This is a genomic window from Kitasatospora sp. NPDC023176 (assembly GCF_055560495.1).
In genome coordinates this window covers 46968-67360 of the sequence record NZ_JBVHIP010000042.1, presented here as the reverse complement: position 1 = coordinate 67360, position 20393 = coordinate 46968, and the positions used below count along the sequence as shown (strand labels likewise).

Annotated in this window: 17 protein-coding genes and 1 riboswitch; of the genes, 11 read left to right on the top strand and 6 right to left on the bottom strand. The window is 71.7% G+C overall.

The genetic code is table 11. The features are described from left to right. Positions 1 to 360: 360 nt before the first annotated feature. The 5 genes from ACZ3YL_RS36605 (at position 361) to ACZ3YL_RS36585 (ending at position 6742) form a co-directional block, all read left to right on the top strand. Positions 361 to 1590: a L,D-transpeptidase gene (locus tag ACZ3YL_RS36605; RefSeq protein WP_465661791.1), complete on the top strand. Its 1230-nt coding sequence runs from the start codon at positions 361 to 363 to the stop codon at positions 1588 to 1590. Positions 1591 to 1770: 180 nt separating this feature from the next. Next, on the top strand, positions 1771 to 3000 hold the full coding sequence (locus ACZ3YL_RS36600; protein WP_317621270.1) for a L,D-transpeptidase: 1230 nt from the start codon (positions 1771 to 1773) through the stop codon (positions 2998 to 3000). A gap of 163 nt (positions 3001 to 3163) precedes the next feature. Continuing rightward, the gene (locus ACZ3YL_RS36595; RefSeq protein WP_317621269.1) at positions 3164 to 4384 is read left to right on the top strand and encodes a L,D-transpeptidase; all 1221 of its coding nucleotides are present in this window, start codon (positions 3164 to 3166) and stop codon (positions 4382 to 4384) included. Between the two features lie 149 nt (positions 4385 to 4533). Then, positions 4534 to 5091, top strand: a complete 558-nt coding sequence (locus tag ACZ3YL_RS36590; RefSeq protein WP_411293037.1) for an ATP-binding protein — start codon at positions 4534 to 4536, stop codon at positions 5089 to 5091. 790 nt (positions 5092 to 5881) lie between these two features. Continuing rightward, on the top strand, positions 5882 to 6742 hold the full coding sequence (locus ACZ3YL_RS36585; RefSeq protein WP_465661788.1) for a DMT family transporter: 861 nt from the start codon (positions 5882 to 5884) through the stop codon (positions 6740 to 6742). Between the two features lie 67 nt (positions 6743 to 6809). Here the strand turns inward: ACZ3YL_RS36585 and ACZ3YL_RS36580 are convergent, their stop codons facing one another. Beyond that, on the bottom strand, positions 6810 to 7547 hold the full coding sequence (locus ACZ3YL_RS36580; protein WP_465661786.1) for a TetR/AcrR family transcriptional regulator: 738 nt from the start codon (positions 7545 to 7547) through the stop codon (positions 6810 to 6812). 143 nt (positions 7548 to 7690) lie between these two features. Here ACZ3YL_RS36580 and ACZ3YL_RS36575 point away from each other — a divergent pair, with 143 nt between their 5' ends. Beyond that, positions 7691 to 8284 (top strand): NADPH-dependent FMN reductase, encoded by a 594-nt coding sequence (locus ACZ3YL_RS36575; RefSeq protein WP_188307236.1) that lies wholly within the window; start codon positions 7691 to 7693, stop codon positions 8282 to 8284. Positions 8285 to 8314: 30 nt separating this feature from the next. Continuing rightward, a complete protein-coding gene (locus ACZ3YL_RS36570; RefSeq protein ID WP_465661784.1) occupies positions 8315 to 9874 on the top strand; it encodes an MDR family MFS transporter in 1560 nt (519 codons plus the stop codon). A gap of 25 nt (positions 9875 to 9899) precedes the next feature. Here the strand turns inward: ACZ3YL_RS36570 and ACZ3YL_RS36565 are convergent, their stop codons facing one another. The 5 genes from ACZ3YL_RS36565 to gcvT form a co-directional block, all read right to left on the bottom strand. Next, on the bottom strand, positions 9900 to 10049 hold the full coding sequence (locus ACZ3YL_RS36565) for a hypothetical protein (RefSeq protein ID WP_188307234.1): 150 nt from the start codon (positions 10047 to 10049) through the stop codon (positions 9900 to 9902). Positions 10050 to 10159: 110 nt separating this feature from the next. Further along, positions 10160 to 11527: an L-serine ammonia-lyase gene (locus ACZ3YL_RS36560; protein ID WP_188307233.1), complete on the bottom strand. Its 1368-nt coding sequence runs from the start codon at positions 11525 to 11527 to the stop codon at positions 10160 to 10162. Positions 11528 to 11666: 139 nt separating this feature from the next. Further along, complete coding sequence (gene glyA, locus ACZ3YL_RS36555; protein WP_188307232.1) at positions 11667 to 12935, bottom strand: serine hydroxymethyltransferase; 1269 nt, start codon at positions 12933 to 12935, stop codon at positions 11667 to 11669. Positions 12936 to 13072: 137 nt separating this feature from the next. Next, entirely contained in the window at positions 13073 to 13456 is a 384-nt protein-coding gene (gene gcvH, locus ACZ3YL_RS36550) for a glycine cleavage system protein GcvH (RefSeq protein WP_188307231.1), read from the bottom strand. A 99-nt stretch (positions 13457 to 13555) separates the two neighbouring features. Beyond that, the gene (gene gcvT / locus ACZ3YL_RS36545; RefSeq protein WP_188307230.1) at positions 13556 to 14677 is read right to left on the bottom strand and encodes a glycine cleavage system aminomethyltransferase GcvT; all 1122 of its coding nucleotides are present in this window, start codon (positions 14675 to 14677) and stop codon (positions 13556 to 13558) included. A gap of 244 nt (positions 14678 to 14921) precedes the next feature. Further along, positions 14922 to 15028: riboswitch (glycine riboswitch) on the bottom strand. Between the two features lie 187 nt (positions 15029 to 15215). Between gcvT and ACZ3YL_RS36540 the strand changes: the two genes are divergently transcribed. The 4 genes from ACZ3YL_RS36540 to ACZ3YL_RS36525 all read left to right on the top strand — a co-directional run bounded on the left by ACZ3YL_RS36540 (position 15216) and on the right by ACZ3YL_RS36525 (position 20361). Continuing rightward, positions 15216 to 16022 (top strand): enhanced serine sensitivity protein SseB C-terminal domain-containing protein, encoded by an 807-nt coding sequence (locus ACZ3YL_RS36540; RefSeq protein ID WP_188307229.1) that lies wholly within the window; start codon positions 15216 to 15218, stop codon positions 16020 to 16022. Positions 16023 to 16137: 115 nt separating this feature from the next. After that, positions 16138 to 17073: an enhanced serine sensitivity protein SseB C-terminal domain-containing protein gene (locus ACZ3YL_RS36535; protein WP_465661780.1), complete on the top strand. Its 936-nt coding sequence runs from the start codon at positions 16138 to 16140 to the stop codon at positions 17071 to 17073. Positions 17074 to 17532: 459 nt separating this feature from the next. Next, positions 17533 to 18522, top strand: coding sequence for an ABC transporter permease (locus tag ACZ3YL_RS36530; protein WP_188307227.1), 990 nt, complete (start codon positions 17533 to 17535; stop codon positions 18520 to 18522). Positions 18523 to 18588: 66 nt separating this feature from the next. After that, the gene (locus ACZ3YL_RS36525) at positions 18589 to 20361 is read left to right on the top strand and encodes an ABC transporter substrate-binding protein (protein ID WP_188307226.1); all 1773 of its coding nucleotides are present in this window, start codon (positions 18589 to 18591) and stop codon (positions 20359 to 20361) included. Positions 20362 to 20393: the final 32 nt, after the last annotated feature.

Here is a 20393-nt window from a genome sequence, read left to right as displayed (position 1 = left end):
ACTGCCGACCCTCATCGCGGGGGCCTGGGCGCCGTTGGCAGTCTGAAAATCACCCGTCACGCCCCTCTCCGCAGCCACCCCCTGCGCCGCCCCCTCCCGCAGCGCGTCCCTCTCGCCTGGTGGGGGGAGGGAGGGTGGGTGGGTGGATGGGTGGGTGGGTGGGGGAGGTGGGTGGAGGGGTGCGGGGGGTGAGTGGGGTGTCGAGGGCGCAGGGGGTGGGTGGGTGTGGGGTGGGTGGTGTTGCGGGTGCGCCCGTGGGGTGGGGGTGGTTGGGTGGATTCCGGGGTGTTCGGCGTGTCTCTGTGGTGCCGCGTCTCGTTGGTCCGGGGGCAGCGGACGTGAACAGTGGGAGGCCCCGGGATGCGGCGCCGAGTTGGGGTGTGGGCGCGGCGGGTGGTGGCGGCGGTCTGCTGTCTGGTCGTGCTGAGTGGGTGTGAGGGTGGGGGCTCGGGTGGGGTGGCGGGGGACGCCGTCGGGGGTGGTTCGCATGCCGTGCCTCCTGTGGTGTCCCGGGCGGTGCTCGCGGTGGTGCCCGTGGACGGGGCGCAGGATGTGGCGCCGGAGGGGCCGGTGCGGGTGAGTGTGGTGCAGGGGCGCTTGGTGTCCGTGCGGTTGGCGGATGCGAAGGGGGTGGAGTTGCCGGGGGCGATCAGTGCGGACGGTGCCAGTTGGGCGCCGGACGGGCCGTTGCCGCTCGGGACGGCCTTCACGGTGGATTCGGTCGCGGAGGATGACCAGGGGCAGCGGGCGGCTCAGCATTCGGCGTTCTCCACGGTGGCGCGGGCGCACACCTTCGTGGCGTTCTTCACTCCGGAGGACGGTTCCACGGTCGGGGTGGGGATGCCGGTCTCGCTGCGGTTCAGCCGGCCGATCGTGGACCGGGCGGCGGTGGAGCGGGCGGTCCAGGTCGGTGCGGACCCGCCGGTGCCGGTGGCGGCGCACTGGTTCGGCAACCAGCGGCTGGACTTCCGTCCGCAGCAGTACTGGGCGGCCGGCACCAGGGTGACGGTGGCGCTGCGGCTTAAGGACGTGCAGGGTGCGCCGGGGGAGTTCGGCAGCCAGAGCCGGGACCTGCACTTCACGGTGGGCCGGGCGCAGGTGTCCACCGTGGATCTGGACGCGCACACGCTGACCGTCCGGGCCGGGCAGGGCGGCAAGGTGGTGCGGGTGCTCAAGGTGTCCGGCGGCAGCCCCGACCACTCCACCTACCGGGGGGTGATGGTGGTGTCGGAGAAGTACAAGCTGACCCGGATGAACTCGCAGACCGTCGGCATGGGCGACGAGTACGACATCCAGGACGTCCCGCACGCGATGCGGCTGACCGCCTCCGGCACCTTCCTGCACGGCAACTACTGGGCCGACCCCGGGGTGTTCGGCACGGCCAACACCAGCCACGGCTGCATCGGCCTGGCGGACACCAAGGGCGGCACGGGCAAGGACACCCCGGCGGGGTGGCTGTTCGAGCACACCGTTCCGGGGGACGTGATCGAGGTGCGGGCGTCGACCGGGGACTTCGTGCCGCCGTCGAACGGGCTGAACGGCTGGAACGTGCCGTGGGACCAGTGGCTGGCCGGGAGCGCCCTGCGGTAGCCGGTCGCGGTCTTCACCCGGGGTTCACCCGCGCTTGACCCGCCTCCCCCCGGCGATCCGCCAGGACCGCCCGGTTATCCTGCTCCGGCGCGTCGGGGCCGCCCCGAAAGTTCGGGGCCCGGTGCAACTTCTCAGGGCGCCCATCGCGTCAAGTGAGTGAACACCGGGAGGGGAGATTCCGTGAAGACGGGAAAGACGGCCGGCGCCGCGATACGTAGAGGTGCGGTAGCGCTGGCCATGGGCGGGGTGCTGCTGCTCACCGCGGCCTGCAACGATGACAAGGGCGGGACGTCGGGCGACGCCGCCGCGACGGCGTCGGCGGACGCGAACGGGACGGCCGCGGGGGGCAACACGCCGGCGCCGAAGGCCTCGGCGGCCGTGCTGGCGGTCGAGCCGAAGGACGGCGCCCAGGACGTCGCGCCGAGCGCGCTGAAGGTGTCCGTTACCGGTGGGAAGCTGACCACGGTCGAGGTGACCGACAAGAACGGCAAGCCGGTCGAGGGGGCGATCACCCCGGACGGCAGCGGCTGGACGCCGGCGGCGGCGCTCGCGGTCGGCATGGCGTACAAGGTGAACGCGCAGGCGAAGGACGACGCCGGGCTGGTGTCCGCGTCGACCACCTCGTTCACCACGCTGACGCCGGACAAGAAGGTCTCCACCAACGACAACATCGCCGACGGCTCCACCTACGGCGTCGGCATGATCGTCTCGGTGGGCTTCAACAAGGACGTCAAGAACAAGGACGCCGTCCTCAAGGGCATCACCTTCGAGACCGACAACGGCACCGTGGTCAAGGGCCACTGGTTCGACAGCCGCCGGGTGGACTTCCGCCCGGAGGAGTACTGGAAGCCGGGCACCAAGGTGACCATCAAGTACCGGCTGAAGAGCGTGGAGATCGCGCCCGGCGTCTACGGCGACGTGGACAAGGACGAGCCGTTCACCATCGGCCGCTCGATGATCTCCACCGCGGACGCCAAGACGCACCAGATGACGGTCGAGCGGGACGGCAAGAGCACCACCCTGCCGGTCACCCTGGGCGCGGACGCGACGCCGTCCTGGGGCGGAACCATGGTGATCATGGACAAGGAGAAGGTCACCCGGATGAACTCGCAGACCGTCGGTCTCGGCGGCGAGTACGACATCCAGGACGTGCCGCACGCGATGCGGCTGACCACCTCCGGCACCTTCCTGCACGGCAACTACTGGTCCAACCCCTTCGGCAAGTCCAATGGCAGCCACGGCTGCATCTCGATGCAGGACGTGAAGGGCGGCAGCGACAGCTCGGTCGCCGGCAAGTTCTACAACGACTCGATGGTCGGCGATCCCGTGAAGATCGTGAACACCAAGGAGAAGACCGTCTCGCCCTCCAACGGGCTGGGCGGCTGGAACGTGTCCTGGGCCAACTGGTAGGCCGAGGGATCTTCCACCGGGCGGCCCGGACCTCACTCGTTGGGGTCGGGCCGTCCGGTTTTCGGGGCGGAAAGCCCCTCGGACGGCGCAACCTTTCCGATGGTCCGGCACATCTATGGGGCGGGGCCCGTCGTGGCCGCGGGGAGCAAGGGAGGGAATCGACGTGAGGTCGATACGCAGGGTGGTGGCCGTCGGTCTGGTCGGCGGGGCGATGGCGTTGACCGCCGCGTGCGGCGGTGGCAGTGGTGGTGGCAGCGGGAGCGGCGCCGCCAAGGCCGATCTGGGGGCCGGGGCGGGCGCTTCCGCGTCCGCGGCGCCCGCGAGTTCGGCGCCGAAGGTGTCGACGGCCACGGTGAGCATCGAGCCGAAGAACGGTGCGGTGGACGTGGCGCCGGGCGCGCTCAAGATCGGTGCGACGGGCGGCAAGCTGACCACCGTCAAGGTGAGCGACAAGACGGGCAAGGAGGTCCCCGGCACCATCGCCGCGGACGGCTCCGGCTGGACCCCGTCCACGGGGCTCGCGGTGGGCACCGCCTACCAGGTCAGCGCGATGGCCGCGGACGCCAACGGCGCGGTCGCCGAGGCGGACAGCAGCTTCACCACGCTGACCCCGGCGGCGCTCGCCAAGGCCTCCGACAACGTGGACAACGACGCCACGTACGGCGTCGGCATGATCGTCTCGGTGGACTTCAGCAAGGACGTCAAGAACAAGGACGCCGTCCTCAAGGGCATCACCTTCGAGACCGACAACGGCACCGTGGTCAAGGGCCACTGGTTCGACGACCGCCGGCTGGACTTCCGCCCGGAGGAGTACTGGAAGCCCGGCACCAAGGTGACGGTGCACTACCGCCTCACGAGTGTGGAGATCGCCCCCGGGGTGTACGGCACCGACCGGGACGAGCCCTTCACGATCGGGCGATCCCAGGTCTCGACGGTTGACGCCGCCGCGCACAAGATGACGGTGGTCCAGAACGGCACGTCGAGCGACATCGACATCACCTCCGGCTCGGACGACCACCCGACCTGGAACGGCACGATGGTCGTCATGGCGAAGGAGGGCACGGTGCGGATGCAGTCCAGCACCCTGCCCGGCATGACCGGCGCGCCCTACGACCTCCAGGTGCCGCACTCGATGCGGCTGACCACCTCGGGCACGTACGTGCACGGCAACTGGTGGAGCGACAAGTTCGGCGAGGACAACGTCAGCCACGGCTGCGTGGGCCTGCGCGACGCCAAGGGCGGCGGGAACTCCACCACGATGGGCAAGTTCTACGACGGCTCGATGGTCGGGGACGTGGTCATCGTGAAGAACTCGGTGAAGAAGGAGACGCTCGACCCGGCGAACGGGCTGAGCGGCTGGAACCTGCCCTGGAGCACGTGGTAACCGGCAGGTCGTCGGCGTTGGACGTCAACCCGGGCTTGACTTCGGTCGGCCCGGGTTGACGCTTTCCCGCCCCAGGCATGCTCCGGGCATATGCCGACTCGTGGGAGATCGTTTGCTCATTGTCCGTACGCGGCCGCTTGCGTTCCGCAATGATGGTCCGCATGGCGGGTTGGGGCGAAACAGATCAGTCAGCGGTTCCCGCGGCCGGCGTGGTCGCGCAGGCGTCGTGGATCGACGCCCAGGGCGGGCTCTCGGCGCTGGAACGGCTCAGCTCCGAGGAGCTGCAGGAGATGTACTCCGGCAGACTGTGCGACCAGTCCGCGCCGAACGAGGTGCGACTGCCGTCCCGTCCGGAGTCGGGCCCGGTGGCCCGTCGGCTGGTGCTCAACGTCCTGGAGTCCTGGGAGCTGCACCAGCACCTGGAGGCCGGTGAGTTGCTCACCAGCGAGCTGGTCGCCAACGCGGTGCGGCACGCCGCCGGGCGCACCATCGGACTGCACGTCAGCCGCAAGCCCGGCTGGCTGCGGGTCGAGGTCCGGGACTCCTCCCGGGCGCTGCCCTGCATGATCCTCGCCGAGCCCCGGCCGGTGAACGAGCGCGGCCGGGGGTTGAAGATCGTCGACGATCTGGCCGACCGGTGGGGTGCGGACCTGCTGCCGCGCGGCAAGGGCGTCTGGTTCGAGCTGAGGATCCGCGAGCGGGGCTGAGGCGGCGGCTTCCGGTTCCGGATACGCGCAGGGCCCCCGGGTTCGCCGTGGTCGGCGGTGGGGGCCCCTGCAAGTCATCGCGCGGCCAAGGGGGTGCGTGTCGCGCGATGGGCGTCGGCAGTGCCAGGTCGGGCCCGCCGAAGTTCGATGCCTTGACTATGGCACGGATCTCAGCATGTGGGCAAACCGGGCGGCTTGGATTGAAAGGTTTGTAACCTACTTCACCTTTAGATTTTGCATAGGTTCACGCGATTACCTGTGAATATTCATGATCTCGGTGATGTGATCATCGCTTGACAGGCGCGGGCGGTGAGTGTCCGGACGGTGGTGGGGGAGAGGCGGTTGAGCGTTCGCTCTCTGGGGGGATCGGGTGCTCCGAACGTTGACGCCTCGCGGGCGTCGCCGGTCTCGCCGGGGGTGGTCACCGCCGACGGTTCGGCCGGCTTCGCGGACCTGCCCGGGCTCTCCAGGGGTCTTCCGCTCCCCGGTCGTTGTGGTGACGAACGGATGTGCGCCCCGTACCATCGGGCTCGTGAACTCGTACTGGCGCGTCGCGCTGCCGCCGCTCACCGCCTGATCGGGCGCGCGCTTCGGTGGCTTGATCCCCGCATCCCCGGCCCGGCCTTGGGCGGCCGCCAGGGGGCAGTGACGTGCGTCCGGTCTCGGAACCCGTTCCTCTGACGGTCTTCGACGACGGAAGTTCACGACTGTGCCGAATCGCTTGTCCGCGCCTGCGCGCGCCCGCCTGACATCCCCCACTCCCCGCCGCACCCGCCCGATCGACGGGCCGGTGCCGATCCTCGTCACCGCCCTGCTCTGGGGCACCACCGGGACGGCCGGTTCGCTGGCGCCCGGGGGCGCCCCGGCGGCCGGGATCGGGGCCGCCGCGCTGGTGCTCGGCGGGCTGCTGCTGTTCCTCACCGACCGCTCCGCCTGGTCGCTGCCCCGTAGGTGCGGGGTCCGGGAGCGGTGGCTGCTGGCGGTCGGGGCGGTGGCCGTCGTGGGGTACCCGCTCACCTTCTACCCGGCGGTGACCCGCACCGGGGTCGCGGTGGCGACCGTGATCGCACTGGGCAGCGCGCCGGTGTTCACCGGGCTGCTGGGCTGGCTCGCCCGGCAGGGCCGCCCTGGCGGGCGGTGGGCCGGCGCCACGGCGCTGGCCGTGCTCGGCTGCGCGGTGCTGGTGCTCGGGCCCGAACTCACCGGTGGCGGAGGGGCGGTGGACCTCCTCGGGGTGCTGCTGGCGGTGCTCTCCGGGCTCTCGTACGCGGTGTACTCGCTGATCGCCGGGCGGCTGATCGCCGCCGGGCACCCGTCCGCCGGGGTGATGGGTGCGATGTTCGGTGGGGCGGCGGTGCTGGTGCTGCCAGTGCTGGCGCTGGAGCCGGTGAGCTGGCTGCTCTCGGTCCGCGGGGCCGGCGTCGTGCTGCACCTCGGGGTGATCACCACCTTCCTCGCCTACCGGCTCTTCGGCCACGGCCTCCGGCACACCTCCGCCCAGAGCGCCACCACCCTCACCCTCGCCGAACCGGCCGTGGCCGCCGTCCTCGGCGTCGCGGCCCTGGGCGAACGGCTCCCGGCGGTCTCCTGGTGCGGCCTCGCGGTCCTCGCGGCCGGCCTGGCGTTCCTGGCCCTCCCCGGTCGGCGGTAGCCCCGCTGCCACTGCCGCACGGGACGTCGGGCCGGCCGACTTCCCGTGCGGCCAGCCCCTGGGCGGGTCAGATGCCGAAGTGGGCGGCGATGCCGTCGAGGACGCAGTCGAGGCCGGTTTCGAAGTGCCAGGCGGGGTCGTCCTTGCGGGTGGCCTGCTGGAGGTACTGCTGGTAGGCGGGGTAGCGGCCGGTGCCCATCAGGTAGGACATCCGGGGGGCCAGGGCGGCGCGGGTCTCGTCGCCGGCGGACCAGCCGCGGTCGCGGCGCTGGGTGTCCAGGGTGATCTCGGCGGAGACCGAGCCGTGGACGTAGCCGGTGACGGTGCGGAAGATCGCCATGGTGGTGTCGGCGTCCGGGCCGTGGCCGCCGAGGGCGGCGAACGCCCTTTCGGGGACGGCGAGTTGGTTGGGGCTGAGGGAGAACGGGGTGGCCGCGCGGGCGAGCCAGGGGTGGGTCAGGCTCATCGCACGCAGGTGGACGGCCAGGGAGCGCATGGCTTCCCGCCAGCCGTCGGAGGGGGTGTCCAGAGGGAGCCGGCCGTAGACGAAGTCGACCATCAGCTCGATGAGTTCGTCCTTGCCGGAGACGTACCGGTAGGCGGCCATCGGGGCGACGCCGAGGGCGGTGGCCAGGCGGCGCATGGTGACGGCGTCCAGGCCCTCGGCGTCGGCGATGGCGACGGCGGCCTCGGCGATCCGGTGCGGGGTCAGGGTGGTGCGCGGTGCGGCGGCCGGGCGGTCGAGCCGCTCCCAGAGTGAGGGCTGGGGGCGGTCGTCCCCGGTGGGGGCCTGCTGAGCGGGCATGAGGGCGGGCTCCTTCCGGCTGGGAGGTCTCACCGTACCACTCATGTGTACGCCGTATCTGGCCAGTGGACGACGTACGCGTCAATGTGTACGTTGTATCCATCGCCAATACGGCGTACACATCGTCCCGGAGGGGGATTCCCATGTCCACGGAGCAGCGCCTGAAGGTCGCCGTCGTCCTCGGCAGCACCCGCGACGGCCGGTTCGGCCCGGTCGTCGCCGACTGGCTGATCGGCCACCTCGACGCCCGCGGCGACATGACCGCCGACCTGATCGACCCGGCGGCCACCCCGCTGCCCACGGTCATGCCGTCCTGGGGTGGCGAACTGCCCCCCGGCGACGTCGAGTTGCTGGAGGCCGTGTCGCCCCGACTGGCCGCCGCCGACGCCTTCGTGTTCGTCACGCCCGAGTACAACCACAGCTTCCCGGCGGCGCTGAAGAACGCCATCGACTGGCACAACCAGCAGTGGCACGGCAAGCCGATCGGCTTCGTCTCGTACGGCGGGCTCTCCGGCGGGCTCCGGGCCGTCGAGCAACTGCGGCTGGTGATGGCCGAGTTGAACGCCGTGACGATCCGCAACACGGTCAGCTTCCACGGCGCCGCGCAGTGCTTCGACGCCGACGGCAAGGCGAAGGACCCGGCCGCCGATGCCGCCGCCACGACCATGCTCGACCAACTGGACTGGTGGGCCCGGGCGTTGCGGCAGGCCCGGCAGACCCGCCCGTTCGCGGCCTGAGCCCGGGGCCCGGGGAAAGGGGGAACGGTCATGACCACGGAACCGCTGGGCGAACGCCCCAAGCCGCCGCTGCTCGGCGTGATCGGGCTGATGCTCGGCATCTTCCTGGCGGCCCTCGACGGGCAGATCATCGGCACCGCGCTGCCGACCATCGTCGGCGACCTCGGCGGGCTGGAGCACCTCTCCTGGGTGGTCACCGCCTACCTGCTCACCTCCGCCGCCGCCACCCCGCTGTGGGGCCGGCTCGGCGACCTGTACGGGCGCAAGGGCGCCTACCAGTGGTCGGTGGCGGTCTTCCTGATCGGCTCGATGCTGTCCGGACTCTCGCAGGACATGGGCCAGTTGATCGCCTTCCGGGCCCTCCAGGGGGTCGGCGCGGGCGGCCTGATGGTCGGCGCGCTGTCGGTGATCGGGGTGCTGGTGCCCGCCTCCGACCGGGGCCGGGTGCAGTCGGTGATCGGCGTGCTGATGCCGATCGCCTTCGTCGGCGGGCCGCTGCTCGGCGGCTTCCTCACCGACCGGCTCAGCTGGCGCTGGGCCTTCTACGTCAACCTGCCGGTCGGGGTGTTCGCCCTGCTCGCGGTCGGCGCCGCGGTCCGGCTGCCGAAGGCGGAGCGGATCCGCGCCCCCTTCGACTGGGCCGGGGTCGTCCTGCTGACCACCGGCATCCTCGGGCTCACCCTGGTCAGCAGCTGGGGCGGGACGACGTACCCCTGGACCTCGCCGCTGATCCTCGGGACGGGCGCGGTCGCGGTGCTCGCGCTGGCCGGCTTCGCCCGCGCCGAACTGCGCGCCCCCGGACCGCTCGTCCCGCCCGCGCTGTTCCGCAACCGCAACTTCACGGTGGCCCAGGTGCTGGGCTTCCTCACCGGCGCCGTGATGCTCGCCCTGATCGGCTACCTGCCGCAGTACCTCCAGTTCGTCCAGGGTGCCTCGCCGACCACCGGCGGGCTGCTCCTGCTGCCGCTGATGCTCGGCATGATGGGCACCCAGCTGGTCACCGCCCGGCTGATGAGCCGGCCCGGCGGCGAACGGCGCTACCCGCTGCTGGGCGGGGCACTCGCCCTGGCCGGGGCCGCGCTGCTGCTGCTCCTGGGCACGGACACGCCGGTGGCACTGGCGTCCGGGCTCACGGCGGTCGCCGGGATCGGCATCGGCCTGCTGATGCAGAGCACCATGCTGACCTCGATGGGCGCGGTGCCGCCCCAGGACATGGGCGCGGCGATGGGCGTGGTGACCCTGCTGCGCAGCGTCGGCGGCTCGCTCGGCATGGCCGCCCTGGGCGCGGTCTACACGGCCCGGCTGACCGCCGGCCTGGAGGCCCGGCTGAGCCCGGCCGAGGCCGCCCAGCTGACCGGTGGCGGCGGACTCACCCCCGCCTCGCTGACGGGCCTGCCCCAGGCCGTCCGGGACGCCGTCGGCACGGCGGTCACCAGCGGGCTGCACGGCACGGTGGCGGGCGGTATCGCCCTGGCGGCGGTGGCGACGGCGGTGGCCTGCCTGGCCCGGCCGAACCCGGGGCCGAGCCCGGCGTCGAAGGGCTCCGAGGCGCCGGTGAAGGACGTGGCGGAAGCGGCGGTACGGCCGTAGCGGCACCGTACGGCGGTGGCCCGGGTCACCCGTTGCGGGAGCGCCTGAAGCGCACCGCGGCCGTCACGACCGCCAGGACGACCGAGCCCAGCAGGATCGTCACGGCGGGCCACAGCGGATCGCCCATCGCCACGGCCGACCAGAACCCGCGGATCCCCGCACCGATCATTCTCATGGCCCGCACCGTACCGCCCGCCCGCCCCCGGTACGGGTCCGCCCCCGGTACGGGTCGGCCCCCGGGCGGTACGGGGTTCCGCCCGGGGGCCGGCCGTCAGCCGTCCGAGGTCAGCACTCGATGACGTTCACGGCGAGGCCGCCGCGCGAGGTCTCCTTGTACTTGATCTTCATGTCGGCCCCGGTCTCCTTCATCGTCTTGATCGCCTTGTCCAGCGAGACGTGGTGGCGCCCGTCGCCGCGCAGCGCCATCCGGGCCGCGGTGACGGCCTTGACCGAGGCCATGCCGTTGCGCTCGATGCAGGGGATCTGGACCAGGCCGCCGACCGGGTCGCAGGTGAGGCCGAGGTTGTGCTCGATGCCGATCTCGGCGGCGTTCTCGACCTGCTCGGGGGTGCCGCCGAGGACCTCGGCGAGGCCGCCCGCGGCCATCGAGCAGGCGGAGCCGACCTCGCCCTGGCAGCCGACCTCGGCGCCGGAGATGGAGGCGTTCTCCTTGAAGAGCATGCCGATGGCGCCGGCCGCGAGCAGGAAGCGGACGATGCCGTCGTCGTCGGCGCCCGGGATGAAGTTCAGGTAGTAGTGCAGGGTGGCGGGGATGATCCCGGCCGCACCGTTGGTCGGGGCGGTGACCACCCGGCGCCCGGAGGCGTTCTCCTCGTTGACCGCCATCGCGTAGAGGGTCACCCACTCCATCGCGTTGGCCGGCCCGATCCCCTCGGCGCGCAGCGCCCGGGCCGCGGCGGCGGCCCGGCGGCGGACCTTCAGCCCGCCCGGCAGGATGCCCTCGCGGGTCATGCCGGCCCGCACGCACTCCTGCATCACGGACCAGATCTCCAGCAGCCCGGTGCGGATCTCCTCCTCACTGCGCCAGGCCTTCTCGTTCTCCAGCATCAGGCCGGAGATCGACAGCCCGGTCTCCCGGCTGAGCCGCAGCAGCTCGTCGCCGGTGCGGAAGGGGTACTTCAGCACGGTGTCGTCGGGCTTGACCCGGTCCGCGCCGATCGCGTCCTCGTCCACGACGAAGCCGCCGCCGACCGAGTAGTAGGTCTTCTCCAGCAGCGTCGAGCCGTCCGCCGCGTACGCCCACAGGGTCATCCCGTTGGCGTGGTACGGCAGCGAGCGGCGCCGGTGCAGGACGAGCTGGTTGTCGGGGTCGAAGTCGATCGGGTGCTCGCCGAGCAGGTTGATCCGCTTCTCGGCGGCGATCCGCTCGACGTCCTTGTCCGCCTGGTCGACGTCGACGGTGCGGGGCGAGTGGCCCTCCAGGCCCAGCAGGACGGCCTTCGGGGTGCCGTGGCCGTGGCCGGTGGCGCCGAGCGAGCCGTACAGCTCGGCGCGCACCCCGGTCACCCGGTCCAGCAGGCCTTCGGAGCGCAGCCGACGGGCGAACATCCGGGCGGCGCGCATCGGGCCGACGGTGTGGGAGCTCGACGGGCCGATGCCGATGGAGAAGAGGTCGAAGACGCTGATGGCCACGGGGACGTCCTTGTCTGGGTCTCGTGGAAGGACAAAGCGGTACATGGGACGGGGCACCGCGCGTACTGTCCAGTGTGCGCGGTGCCCCGGAAACGGCAGGCGGCCGGCCGGCGTGAGGCCGGTCACCCGCCGCCGATGATCAGAGGTTCGGGTAGAGCGGGTACTTCTCGGCCAGGGCGGTGACCCGGGCCTTCAGCGCGGCGGCGACGGTCTCGTCGAAGGCGGGCTTGAGCGCCTCGGCGATGATGTCGGCGACCTCGCGGAAGTCCTCGGCCTGGAAGCCGCGGGTGGCCAGGGCCGGGGTGCCGATCCGCAGGCCCGAGGTGACCATCGGCGGGCGCGGGTCGTTCGGGACGGCGTTGCGGTTGACGGTGATGCCGACCTCGTGCAGCCGGTCCTCGGCCTGCTGGCCGTCGAGCTGGCTGTTGCGCAGGTCGACCAGGACCAGGTGGACGTCGGTGCCGCCGGACAGCACGGAGGCGCCGGCCTCGGCGACGTCGGCCTGCAGCAGGCGCTCGGCGAGGATCCGGGCGCCGTCCAGGGTGCGCTGCTGGCGCTCCTTGAACTCCTCCGAGGCGGCGACCTTGAAGGCGACGGCCTTGCCCGCGATGACGTGCTCCAGCGGACCGCCCTGCTGGCCGGGGAAGACCGCGGAGTTGATCTTCTTGGCGTACTCGGCCTTGGACAGGATGACGCCGCCGCGCGGGCCGCCCAGAGTCTTGTGGGTGGTGGTGGTGACCACGTCCGCGTAGGGCACCGGGTTCGGGTGCAGGCCCGCGGCGACCAGGCCGGCGAAGTGCGCCATGTCGACCATGAGCAGCGCGCCGACCTCGTCGGCGACCCGGCGGAACGCGGCGAAGTCGAGCTGGCGCGGGTAGGCGGACCAGCCGGCGATGATCAGCTTCGGCTGGTGCTCCTTGGCCAGGCGCTCGACCTCGGCCATGTCGACCTGGCCGGTCTTCTCGTCGACGTGGTACGCGACCACGTTGTAGAGCTTGCCGGAGAAGTTGATCTTCATGCCGTGGGTCAGGTGACCGCCGTGGGCCAGGTTCAGGCCCAGGATGGTGTCGCCCGGCTGGATCAGCGCGAACATCGCGGCGGCGTTGGCCTGCGCGCCCGAGTGCGGCTGGACGTTGGCGTGCTCGGCGCCGAACAGGGCCTTGACCCGGTCGATCGCGATCTGCTCGACCACGTCGACGTGCTCGCAACCGCCGTAGTAGCGGCGGCCGGGGTACCCCTCGGCGTACTTGTTGGTGAGCACCGAACCCTGGGCCTCCATGACCGCCACCGGGGCGAAGTTCTCGGAGGCGATCATCTCCAGCGTGGTCTGCTGGCGGTGCAGCTCGGCGTCGACCGCGGCGGCGATCTCCGGGTCGAGGGCGTGCAGGGACTGGTTGAGAACCGTCATGGTGTGGTCTTCCCGGGAGGAGGATCAGGGGTGCCGTGCGAAGCGCGCCCTCGGCGGGGCGGCGGCGGGCGACGGGTGGCCGGAGAGCCGGCGGGGCGGGACGGACCGCCGCGCGGCGGTCCGTCCCGGTGGGCGGCTCAGCCCTCGGCGTGGGTGAGCGCGTTGTACTCGTCGGCGCTGAGCAGCGTGTCGGTGGCCTCCACGCGGACCTTGAACAGCCAGCCGCCCTCGAACGGGGCGCTGTTGACCAGGCTGTTGTCCTCCAGGACGTCCTGGTTGACCTCGGTGACCTCGCCGGTCACCGGGGAGTACAGGTCGCTGACGGACTTGGTCGACTCCAGCTCGCCACAGGTCTCGGCGGCGGTCACGGTGTCGCCGACCGCGGGCAGCGCCACGTAGACGATGTCACCGAGCGCGTCGGCGGCGTGCTTGGTGATGCCGACCGTGGAGACACCGTCGGCGTCGGCGGCCGTCAGCCACTCGTGCTCCTTGGTGTACTGCAGGTGCTGGGGGTTGCTCATGGCGTCATTCTCCAGGATGGGAAGCGGGTACGACGCAGCGGGCCGCCGCACGGACGGCTCCGACGTGCGTCGATGGGAAAACCGGGGGCTGCGAGGGCCTCAGCGGGCGCGCTTGTAGAACGGCAGCGCCACGACCTCGACCGGCTCGTGCCGGCCGCGCACGTCCACCGCGACGGCGGTGCCGGGGGCGGCGTGGGCCGCGTCGACGTAGGCCATCGCGATCGGCTTGCCCAGGGTCGGGGACGGCGCGCCCGAGGTGATCCGGCCGATCGGGGCACCGTCGGCGGAGACCACGGTGTACTCGGCGCGGGGGACCCGCTTGCCCTCGGAGACCAGGCCGACCAGCACCTTCGGCGGGTTGGTCTCGGCCGCGGCGGCGGCCTGCTCCAGCGCCTTGCGGCCGACGAACGCGCCCTCGTTGGTGGTCTTGTCGAAGCGGACGACCCGGCCCAGGCCGGCGTCGAACGGGGTCAGGTCGGTGGACAGCTCGTGCCCGTACAGCGGCATGCCCGCCTCCAGGCGCAGCGTGTCGCGGCAGGACAGGCCGCACGGGACCAGGCCGCGGCCCTCGCCGGCGGCGGTCAGCGCCTGCCAGACCGGCTCGGCGTCGGCCGGGGCGCAGAAGATCTCGAAGCCGTCCTCGCCGGTGTAGCCGGTGCGGGCCAGCAGCACCTCGCGGCCGGCCACCGTGGCGGGCAGGATCGCGTAGTACTTCAGGCCGGGCAGGTCGGCGTCGGTCGTCCCGGCCAGGATGCCGGTGGCCTCCGGGCCCTGGACGGCGATCAGCGCGTAGGTGTCGCGGTCGTCGGTGACGACGGCGTCGAAGCCCTTGGCGCGGGCGATCAGCTCGTCCAGCACCAGCTGGGCGTTGGAGGCGTTGGCGACGACCAGGAAGGCGTCCGCGCGCAGGCGGTAGACGATCAGGTCGTCCAGGATGCCGCCGTCCTCGGCGCAGATCATGGTGTAGCGGGCGCGCAGCTCGCCGAGTGCGGAGACGAAGCCGACCAGCGCGTGGTCCAGCATCTCGCCGGCCTGCGGGCCGGTGACGGTGATCTCGCCCATGTGCGAGAGGTCGAACAGGCCGGCCTTGGTGCGGACGGCGAGGTGCTCCTCGCGCTCGCTGCCGTAGCGCAGCGGCATGTCCCAGCCGGCGAAGTCGGTCATGGTCGCGCCGAGGGCGCGGTGCAGCGCGTCGAGCGCGGTCAGGCGGAGGGACGACATGGCCAGGAACTCCTCGGTCGGGGCACTCAGGGGTGCACGCGCCGGACCGGACCGCTCGGGGCCGACCCCGCGCGCGGGCATGCGGCGGCGTGGGTCTCCCCATCTGTCGTCGAACCTGAGAGCTTCACCGCCCACCTGCCCGCAGCCGGTTCCAGCATCGGCTGGTTCCAGCATCGGGGACAGGACGGCGGCTTGCACCGTGGGTGGGCGCACGGCGGGGCCGTGCGCCGCTTTCCAGATGTGCCTAACCCGCGCGGTAGGGGGGCCTGAGAGATTCCGGGGAGGACTTGCTCCTTCGGCGCCGGCCGTGCCCCCGCGAAGGGGCACTCCGGGCTCTCCCGCGCGGGTTCGAGCGGCCGGTGTGGAGTTGTGGGGGCCCGCGGCGCATGCCGTCGGACGCGCACATCATGGCACGTCCTCGCGGAGGACGGGAGAGGGGACCCGGTCACACGACGCGCGTTCGGGGCCGAGCCCTAAACTCTTGCGCGTCGGCGCAGCAATGGGCGGCCGACCCGGCCGCGGGCCGGATCGGCGGCGCATGGAGTACCCGGTGGAGCAGCAGCAGGGGTGGGGCGGGCCGCAGGCGGCGCCGTCGGGCGGGGCGTGGCCGGCGAACGAGCTGGAGCAGGTGCTGACGGCCGCGTTGGGCGACCCGGGGGCGACCCCGCGGGTGGTCGAGGTGCTGGCCCGCAGCCAGGTGTGGATCCCGCTGCCGGCCGGGGGCGACCCGGGCGGGCAGGCGCTGGACCTGCCGACCATCGAACTGGCCGGGGCCCCGTACGTGCCGGTGTTCTCCTCGCAGGAGGTGTTCCTGCAGCAGGCGCCGGGGATGCCCTTCGCGGTCGCGCCGGCCTGGGAGTTCGCCCGCGGGCTGCCGCTGGGCGTGGGCATCGCGGTCAACCCCGAGGCGGCGGTGGGCATTCCGGTGCCGCCGCAGGGGGTGGCCGAGCTGCGCCGCGGCCCGCGCGAGGACCGCTGGGAGCACACCGCGAACGCGCCGGAAGGGCCGACCGGTGGCCGGGTGGCGCTGCGCGAGCCGGTGCCGGGCGAGGACCCGGAGCACTTCCTGGCCGTCTGCCGAGCCGAACTGTCGACCCTGCCCGGGGTGTTGACCGCGCGCCGGGCGCTGGCCAGCATCGAGGGCGAGCCGACCGTGATGTTCGTCGGGGTCCAGTTGGATCCGGCGGCCCCGGCCGACCCGGGCGCGGTGAACGAGGCGCTCGGGCGGGCACTGGGAACCGCCCCGCTGCCGGGGGGCGTCCACCTCGTGCTGCTCGACCTCGCCGACGACCCGGTGGTCGAGTGGCTGCTGACCCGGGTCATGCCCTTCTACTCGCGGGTGTGAGCGGGGATCCTTCACAGGCACGTCGCCGTGGCGGCGGCCGGTGCCGCGCCATAGGGTGCGTGCAGGCGGCTGACGGGCCGGCGGGTTCAGGAAAGAGGCGCGGCGAGGTGGGCGCATGAGTGCGGGAACGGGAGCGGCCGGGGTGCCGGGGCCCTGGGGCCAGGCACCGGCCGGGCCCCCGGCAGCGGATCCGGGCGTGTTGGAGCAGGCTCTGCGCGAGGTCGCGCCGGAGCGCTACGACGCGTACGAGCGGCTGCTGCACGCGCTGGCCGAGGGCCGGGTCTGGATGCTGCTCTGGCACGGTACGCCGGGCAGCCCGGACGCGCAGTACGGGAACATGGAGATCAGCGGCCACGGCTACGCGCCGGCCGTCACCTCGCCCGAGCAGTTGACGGCCTCCGGCTGGGCGCGGGCCCACGAGGTCATCTCCGGGCGGGAGATCGCCGCCTCGCTGTACCGCACCCGTTGGGGCCTGTGGCTCAACCCGCACGCGCCGGGCGGCGGGGTCGGGGTGCCGTGGGCGGACCTGCGGCGGGTCGCGGCGGGCCTGGACCGGCTGCCGGCCGGTCCGTTGAAGCTGAGCGAGCCGCAGGTGAACGCCCAGCAGTTCTTCGCCCTGCTGGAGCGGCAGGCCGGTGAGGTGCGCGCGGTGCGGGCGCTGCGCCGGGCCTGGGTGCAGCCGGCGGTGGGGGAGCCGTACCTGGCGATCGGCCTGGACCTGTACGAGAGTTCGCCGCCGGCCGTGGAGGCGGTGCGGGCGCTGATGCAGCGGGCGATCGCGGTGGCTCCGGAGGGGCTCGCGGTGTCCACGGTGGCGATGGCGGACGAGTACGACCCGGTGGCGCTGTGGATGCGCGCGAACGCCCGGCCGTTCTTCGACCGGGAGGCGGGCCGACCGCAGACCGGTCCGTACCCGCCGGTGCCGCCGCCCTATCCGGGGCAGTCGATGCCGGGGCAGCCGACGCCGGGGTGGTCGTACGGCGCCCAACAGCCCGCGCCGGGTTGGGGTCACCAGCCCCAGCGACAGTGGCCGGGCTACCCCGGCCGCTGATTGCCGAAACCGGCTATTGCCAAAGTCTCGGACACGAAGCCGACTTGATCTGCCATCAGGTCGGCTTCGGTGGTTTCCGGACGAATTTTCCACCGTCGCCGCCGACGTATCTTGACATGGCTCTCACACCCGTGTGAAGAGGTATATGCCGGAGACCGGCGAGGTGCATGCGGGCAGATCACAGTTGGGCATCTGTCGGTTGTCAGGGCTGGCGCAAGCCAGTTCGGATGGCAGAGAGTTCTGCGCAACGCACCGCGCGTACTGGGAACCCCACGAAGGTGAACGCGCACGCCGACCGCTCGATCCACGCGACGCCCATCCCGCGTGGAGGCAGTGCCCGTGCACGACGCACTGCCGCGACCACCTGCTCCTAGCACCTCCGCACGTCCGCAGCCGTACCGCCGAACCGGCGCCCGGCACCCGTGGGCCGGCCACCGTCGGCGAGGGGACCAACTGACCATGACCGCACCCATCACAACCGCCGGGAACGAACCCGAGGCACCCGCCTCCCCGAGCCCGGCCACGACGATCGAGGGCCGTTCCCTCGGTCGGATCGCCTGGACCCGCTTCAAGCGGGACAAGGCCGCTGTCGCCGGCGGCATCGTGGTGATCCTGCTGATCCTCCTGGCCGTCCTCTCCGGGCCGTTGGAGTCCCTGTTCGGGCTCAACCCCGACCAGCCCAACCCGGACCTGCTGGACGCCGACCTCGGTGGACTCCCGCTCGGCGACTGGGGCGGGATGAGCGGGGACCACCTGCTCGGCGTCGACCCCCTGCAGGGCCGTGACCTGCTCTCCCGCGTGGTCGACGGCTCCTGGGTCTCCCTGCTGGTCGCCTTCGGCGCGACCGTGCTGTCCAACACCATCGGCACCGTGCTCGGCGTGATGGCCGGCTACTACGGCGGCTGGGTGGACACCCTGATCAGCCGGCTGATGGACGTCTTCCTGGCGTTCCCGCTGCTGCTGTTCGCCATCGCGATCTCGGCCTCGCTCCAGGGCGGCGCGTTCGGCCTGCACGGCCTCCCGCTGCACATCCTGGTGCTGATCTTCGTGATCGGCTTCTTCAACTGGCCCTACATGGGCCGGATCGTGCGCGGACAGACCCTCTCGCTGCGCGAGCGGGAGTTCGTGCACGCGGCCCGCAGCCTCGGCGCCCGCGGCCCGTTCATCCTGTTCAAGGAACTGCTGCCCAACCTGGTCGGCCCGATCCTGGTCTACTCGACCCTGCTGATCCCGACCAACATCCTCTTCGAGGCCGGGCTGAGCTTCCTCGGCGTCGGCATCCAGCCCCCGCAGTCCTCCTGGGGCGGCATGCTCGCCGACGCGAAGAACTACTACCAGGTGGACCCCCAGTACATGGTGGTCCCCGGTGTCGCGATCTTCATCACCGTGCTCGCCTTCAACCTGCTCGGCGACGGGCTGCGTGACGCCCTCGATCCCAAGAGCAACTGACCCGAGAGCCACCGGCTCCGCGTCAGGTCCTCCCTCCTCCACATCCTCAAGGGGTTGATCTCACCCATGCGTAGGTCCCGTACCGCCGTGCTGACCGCCGTGGCCGCTGCCGCGGTCCTGGTCGTCACCGGCTGCTCATCCAGTTCCAAGAGCAGCGGTGGCAGCTCCTCCTCCTCGGCCGACGCCAGTGGCGGCGGTGCCGACGCGGCCACCAAGCAGGTCGTCAACGCCTCGGACAAGAAGGGCGGGACGGTCACCTACGAGATGAAGGGCACCCCGGACTCCCTCGACCCGGGCAACACGTACTACGCGTACATCTACAACTTCTCGCGCCTGTACGGCCGTCCGCTGACCACCTTCAACCCGGCGGCCGGCGCCGACGGCAACAAGCTGGTCCCGGACCTCGCCGAGTCGCTGGGCCAGCCCAGCGCGGACGGTCTGACCTGGACGTACAAGCTCCGCGCGGGCCTGAAGTACGACGACGGCACCGCGATCACCTCCAAGGACGTCAAGTACGCCGTGGAGCGCTCGAACTTCGCGCCCGAGGTGAACTCCAACGGCCCGACGTACTTCCACGACCTGCTGGTCGACAACCCGACGCCGTACCAGGGCCCGTACAAGGACAAGACCGGCGACCTGAAGTCGATCGAGACGCCGGACGACACCACGGTCGTCTTCCACCTGCAGCACCCCTTCGCCGACTTCGACTACCTGGTCAGCGCCCCGCAGACCGCGCCGGTCCCGCAGGCCAAGGACACCGGTGCCGACTACGTGAAGCACATCGTGTCCTCGGGCAGCTACAAGTTCGAGTCCTACGAGGACGGCAAGCAGGCCGTCCTGGTGCCGAACACCAACTGGGACAAGAGCACCGACCCGATCCGCAAGCAGCTCGCGGACAAGATCGTGCTCAAGATGAACATCGACCAGGCCACCATCGACAAGGACCTGATCGCCGGCAACGCCCAGGTCGACCTGGTGGGCGGCGGCGTCGACCCGCAGACCCAGGCGCAGATCCTGCGCGACCCGAAGCTCAAGGCCAAGACCGACAACGCCTACGGCGGCCGCCTGGTCTACATGGCGATCAACACCAAGGTCGCGCCGTTCGACAACATCGAGTGCCGCAAGGCCGTCCAGTACGCGATCGACAAGGTCGCGGTGCAGACCTCGCTCGGCGGCCCGATCCGCGGCCAGGTGGCCAACACCGTGCTCCCGCCGGACATCCCGGGCCACCAGGACTTCAACCTGTTCGAGACCAAGGACAACAAGGGTGACCAGGCCAAGGCCAAGGACGCCCTGAAGGCCTGTGGCAAGGACGGCGGCTTCAGCACCGTGCTGTCCGCCCGCACCGAGCGCGCGACCGAGGTCGCCGCGGCCACCGCGATCCAGGCGCAGCTGAAGAGCATCGGCATCAACGCCGAGATCCAGCAGTTCCCGCAGGGCAAGTACCTGACCGACTCGGCCGGTGCCCCGCAGTACACCCAGGACCACAACATCGGTCTGATGATGATGCAGTGGGGCGCCGACTGGCCGACCGGCTACGGCTTCCTGCAGCAGATCGTCGACGGCCGCGCGATCAAGGCCTCCGGCAACAGCAACCTGGCCCAGCTCAACGACCCCGCCGTCAACAAGATGATCGACGACGCGGCCGTCAACCCGGACCGGGCCGCCCGCGAGAAGATCTACGGCGACATCGACAAGAAGGTCATGGAGTCCGCGGTGTACGTCCCGCTCACCGACTTCAAGGTCTTCCTGTACCGCCCGGACAGCGCGACCAACATCGCCTCCACCCCGGCCTTCTCGGGCGAGTACGACTACCTGAACATCGGCACCACCAAGTAAAGAGCCTGGCTCCGCATCCCTGAAGGCAGGTG